4 protein-coding genes are annotated in these 5238 nt (G+C 37.9%); all 4 read left to right on the top strand.

What is annotated here, in order from left to right:
* Positions 1–144, top strand: a 144-nt coding sequence (locus WBN20_RS12270; RefSeq protein ID WP_424281894.1) for a 50S ribosomal L9 C-terminal domain-containing protein, incomplete at its 5' end; no start/stop codon positions are given.
* Positions 145–241: 97 nt separating this feature from the next.
* Positions 242–3418 carry a TonB-dependent receptor gene (locus tag WBN20_RS12265; RefSeq protein ID WP_424281893.1) on the top strand — a complete coding sequence of 1059 codons (3177 nt, stop codon included), beginning with the start codon at positions 242–244 and terminating at the stop codon, positions 3416–3418.
* A gap of 57 nt (positions 3419–3475) precedes the next feature.
* Positions 3476–3946 (top strand): DUF6495 family protein, encoded by a 471-nt coding sequence (locus tag WBN20_RS12260; RefSeq protein WP_424271888.1) that lies wholly within the window; start codon positions 3476–3478, stop codon positions 3944–3946.
* Between the two features lie 64 nt (positions 3947–4010).
* On the top strand, positions 4011–5238 hold a 1228-nt coding region (gene hisS, locus WBN20_RS12255), incomplete at its 3' end, for a histidine--tRNA ligase (protein ID WP_424281892.1).

Genomic DNA, 5238 nt, shown 5'->3' with positions numbered 1-5238 from the left:
AAAGAAGGTCATGAAATTGATAAAAAGTATATCATTATCAAAGGAGGAACAATTAAGCGCGCAGGACCTTATGAAGCTCAAATTAGACTTCATAGAGATGTAGTTGTCGAATTTCCTTTTGAAGTTGTGCCGGAAAAGAAGTAAACCATATTGGTTGATAACTTAAAAGAGCTATGCCTGCATAGCTCTTTTTTTTTTATATTTTTATTCTCCGATAATCTAACAACTAAACTCAAAACCAATGAAAATCACATCACTTCTAAGCCTTATTCTTCTATGTATTGGATTTAGTGCTAATGCGCAGGTTACCAGCTCTAACATCAGGGGGTCTGTACTTGATGATCAGGGCGTCCCACTTTTAGGAGCAAATATAATTGCAATCCATACGCCTACAGGAACTAAGCATGGTACAGTGACTAATGAAGATGGACGATTTAACCTCTTAAACCTTAGGGTAGGAGGCCCATACGAGCTTACAATTTCTTACATTGGATATAAAACACAAACCCAAAATGATGTTTACCTATCCTTAGGTAAAACATTTAATATAGATGCCCAATTGGTATCTGAAAGCCAGGCTCTTGATGAAGTTACTGTAACTTCTGATAGGGGTGGAACTTTTGGAAGCGATCGTACAGGTCAGGAAACCAGTATAGGGAATAGGGAGTTAACCAGATTACCAACCATTTCGAGGTCGGCTTCAGATTTTACAAGACTTGATCCTACTGCGTCTTCAGGTGCTTCCGGGACATCATTTGGTGGCAGAAATGACCAGTACAACAATTTTTCTCTTGATGGGGCAATTTTTAATAATCCATTTGGATTGGATGCTGCTACACCCGGGGGGCAAACCAATGCCCAACCTGTTTCATTGGATGCTATAGATCAGATACAAGTGACAACAGCACCTTATGATGTTACGCAATCCGGTTTTACCGGAGCGTCTGTTAATGCTGTAACAAAAAGTGGTACCAATGAATTTTATGGTACGGTATATGGCTTCTTTCGTAATGATGATATGACAGGAGGAAAAATTGATGGTGATAAAGTTTTTAAAACGGGATTAGAGCAAAAACAATATGGTGTTAGTATTGGGGGCCCTATCGTAAAGAATAAATTGTTCTTTTTCGTGAATTTTGAGCGCGATGAGTTAACATCCTTAGGAACAGACGGTTTTGTGCCTAATACCGGTACCGGGGAAATAAATGAGAGTAGGGTATTGGAATCCGATTTTCAATTAGTCGATAATTTACTGCGCCAGGTAGTAATAGGTCAGGATGACAGTGGAAATGACATTTTCTATAACCCTGGGAGATACACAGGATTTAACTTTGACCAAGAATCTACCAAAGGGATAATAAAACTTGATTGGAATATTAATGATAATAACCGATTGGCAATTATTTATAATTTCCTCGATGCATCTAAGGGTAAACCAGCTAATAGAGATGCTATTACCTTTAGGGGTCCAAATACACAAACTTTACAGTTTGAAAATGCGGGTTATGAAATAAATAATAAGATTTCATCCATTCAATTGGAACTTAATTCTAAATTAACAGATAATGCTACAAACAAATTGCAGGTAGGATACACCCATTTTGATGATTTCAGGAATCCTTTCTCTTCGCCAGCACCAAGTATTGTAATTTTGGATGATACCGGGAGTTCAAATTATATTATTGGAGGTCATGAGCCCTTCTCCATTAATAATACATTGGACCAAAAAGTGTTTCAGGTAACAAACAATCTCAACTTTTTTCAAGGAGACCATACATTCACTATTGGTTTCTCCTTTGAAAAATTTGAGTTTGACAACTCTTTTAACTTAGGGGCATACGGTGCGCAGGGAGTTTTCTTTCCAACTACAACGATTACAGATTTTCCAAATTTCGCAAGCTCAGGAGCACTTCAGCAATCATTTGATGATGCTATTGCAACTAATAATGCGTTTAATGCTGCCGGAACGGGAAACCCGGGCGGATGGGCACTTGCGGAAACCAATGTGGGTCAGTTATCCTTTTATCTGCAGGATCAATGGGATATTAAGGAAAACTTCAAACTTACTTATGGCATTCGCTTTGACAAACCCTTGTATTTTGATACGTCAGAAAAAGTCAGGGAAAATATAGAGCGAAAAGGAGGTGCAATGGGAACTTATATTCCATCTATCCAATATTTTGACCCGGCTACCAATGAACCTATATTTCTTGACTCAGAAAAAATGCCAACCAATAAAATATTACTCTCACCAAGGGTTGGGTTTAATTGGGATGTGAAAAGTGACAAAACACTTCAAGTAAGAGGAGGAACAGGAATTTTTACAGGAAGATTTCCTTTTGTATGGTTAGGTAACCAGGTACAAGGGGTAGATTTTTTCTTCTATCAGATAGTAGATCCAGATTTCAGATGGCCACAGGTTTGGAGAACAAATGTAGGTGTTGACAAACAATTTGAAGACGGATTAATTTTAACGGCAGATTTGTCTTATACGAAGGATATTCATGCAGCTCATGTTCAAAACTGGGGACTTAGCTCTCCTTCTCTGACGTTAAGCGGAGTTGATAACCGTGCGGTTTATTCAAACGATGATAAATCACAAATTTTCGGAGGACCTACAAACGCTTATGTGTTTACCAATTCCGATAAAGGAAGAATTTGGAACGCTTCTGTGAAAGCACAAAAAACATGGCGTAATGGAATATACGCAATGGCTGCATACAGTTTTTTAAACGCAAAAGAAGTAAACTCTATAGACGCGGAAATCACTGGTGATGCCTTTGCGGGCAATGCCATAGTTGGCGATGCAAACAAAGATGTGCTTGCTTTTTCAAGATATGGTGATACCCACAGGTTTATTGGGGTTTTCTCAAAAGGTTTCTCCTCAGGGACCACAGTTTCGGCATTCTTTGAATATGCAAAAAGTGGACGTTATAATTATATTTATGGAGGAGATATCAATAATGACGGATCGAGTATAAACGACTTGCTCTATATTCCAACCGCATCGGAAGTAACCCAAATGGCTTTTAGCGGCCCGGGCCAGGCCGAAGCCTTTGAAGCATTTATTCAACAAGATGATTACTTAAGTGGTCGAAGAGGCCAATATGCTGAGCGCTATGGTGCCTTAGCTCCCTGGAGAGGAACTTTTGATATAAAAGTCCTGCAGGATATAAATATTAATGACAAGAACAAATTTCAAATAAGTCTTGATATACTTAACTTCGGAAATCTTCTTAATTCTAATTGGGGTGTTGTGCAGGCCCCCAATTTTGATCAGTTAATGGGTGTAAGTGTTGACGATTCCAATACGCCTACCTATACTTTTGATCCAAGTCGAAATACTACTTTTGGCGCTGTTACATCAGAGATCTCAAGATGGAGAATGCAGATTGGGGTACGTTATATTTTTAACTAAACAACATTTGTTTTTAATAGGGCTGCACGTTTTGTGCGGCCTTTTTATTTTTTCAAAATGAAATATACAAGGCTAACAAAAGAGCAATTTGAAGAATTGCATAATGAGTTTATCAATTTTCTTGCAACTCAGTCTATTACAGCAAACGAATGGGCTACTATCAAGAAAAATAAACCTCAGGTTGTTGAAGAGGAATTAGATGTATTTAGTGATCTGGTATGGGAAGGTGTGCTGAGTAAGGTTACTCATCTGGAGAATATTTCCAGACAGCAGATGCACTTATTCCATTTAACTGATAAGGAAATGAAACTGATTTCAGTTAAAATATTAAATCCGGATATTGATCTAAATACTGCTCTTGGGTTTAATTGGTTTAAAAAGAACTGGCAATCAGATTTTGTTGAATACCTCAATGCTTCCAAAGCTTATACAGAGGATAAGAATCTGGATAAATTTAAACTTATACAGGAAGGTGCGGTTATTACCAAAGGAGAATTATACCAATGGTTTGATAATATTATTGGATAATATTAGACATCTGTCTTAGACAGCTTTGTACAAACAATTATATTTGCAGCAGTTAGCATAATTTATGGCACAAAAACCATCCATACCAAAAGGGACAAGAGATTTTTCTCCTACGGAAGTTGCCCGACGTAATTACATAATTTCCATTATTAAAAAACATTTTGAGAGCTTTGGCTTCCAGCCTATAGAAACCCCTGCTTTCGAAAACTCAGAAACCCTTATGGGAAAGTATGGGGAAGAGGGTGACCGGTTAATTTTTAAAATTTTAAATTCCGGCGATTTCATAAGCAAAGTGGATGATGATACCTATAACTCCAAAAACTCAAAGTCTCTTACCCGTAAAATTTCAGACAAAGCATTGAGATATGATCTCACAGTACCTTTTGCGAGATATGTGGTAATGCATCAGAATGAAATAGATTTTCCATTTAAACGCTATCAGATCCAACCGGTATGGCGTGCAGACAGACCTCAGAAAGGTAGGTTCCGGGAATTTTTTCAGTGCGATGCGGATGTGGTTGGTGCAAATTCTCTTCTGCAGGAAATAGAATTCATACAATTGTACGATGCCGTTTTTACGGATTTAAATTTGAAGAAGGCAACGATAAAACTGAATAATAGGAAGATTTTATCAGGCATTGCTGAGCTTATTGGCGAAACAAATCGACTCGTAGATTTTACTGTAGCCCTCGATAAACTAGATAAGATTGGCAAAGAGGGGGTTATTAATGAAATGTTGAATAAAGGAATTTCTCCTGAAGCAATCGAAAAAGCGAAACCGCTCTTTGAACTTACAGGTACAAATTCTGAGCAATTAGAACGGCTTAAAGACTTTTTGAAGGAATCTGAAGAAGGCAGTAAGGGGGTTGAGGACCTTGCCTTTATATTAGATGCATTTGGTGAATTAGGATTGATTTCTGCTCAGCTTACTTTAGATGTTACATTGGCAAGAGGGCTAAACTATTACACGGGTACCATTTTTGAAGTAGCGCCACCTGCTGAAGTAAGTATGGGATCTATTGGTGGTGGTGGACGGTATGATGATCTTACGGGAATTTTCGGGTTAAAGGATATGAGTGGCATTGGAATTTCCTTTGGGTTAGATCGAATATATCTGGTTATGGATCAATTGGGCCTCTTTCCTGATAGCATTGGCAGGGCATTAGACGTATTATTTTTGAATTTTGGTGAGAAAGAGGCTATGGCTTCATTAAAATTAATGGGTAAGCTAAGGAAAGCAGAAGTGAAGGCCGATCTTTATCCTGATTCTTCCAAAATGCAGAAGCAAATGA

The organism is Eudoraea sp. (genome assembly GCF_049665975.1).
GTDB lineage: Bacteria > Bacteroidota > Bacteroidia > Flavobacteriales > Flavobacteriaceae > Eudoraea.
The sequence above is the reverse complement of the archived record's forward strand: the minus strand, read 5'-3'. Positions and strand labels throughout refer to the sequence as shown.

Excerpts from the sequence above, each read along its gene's own strand:
- WBN20_RS12265 (WP_424281893.1), top strand. The coding sequence starts at position 242 with ATGAAAATCACATCACTTCTAAGCCTTATTCTTCTATGTATTGGATTT.
- WBN20_RS12260 (WP_424271888.1), top strand. The coding sequence starts at position 3,476 with ATGAAATATACAAGGCTAACAAAAGAGCAATTTGAAGAATTGCATAAT.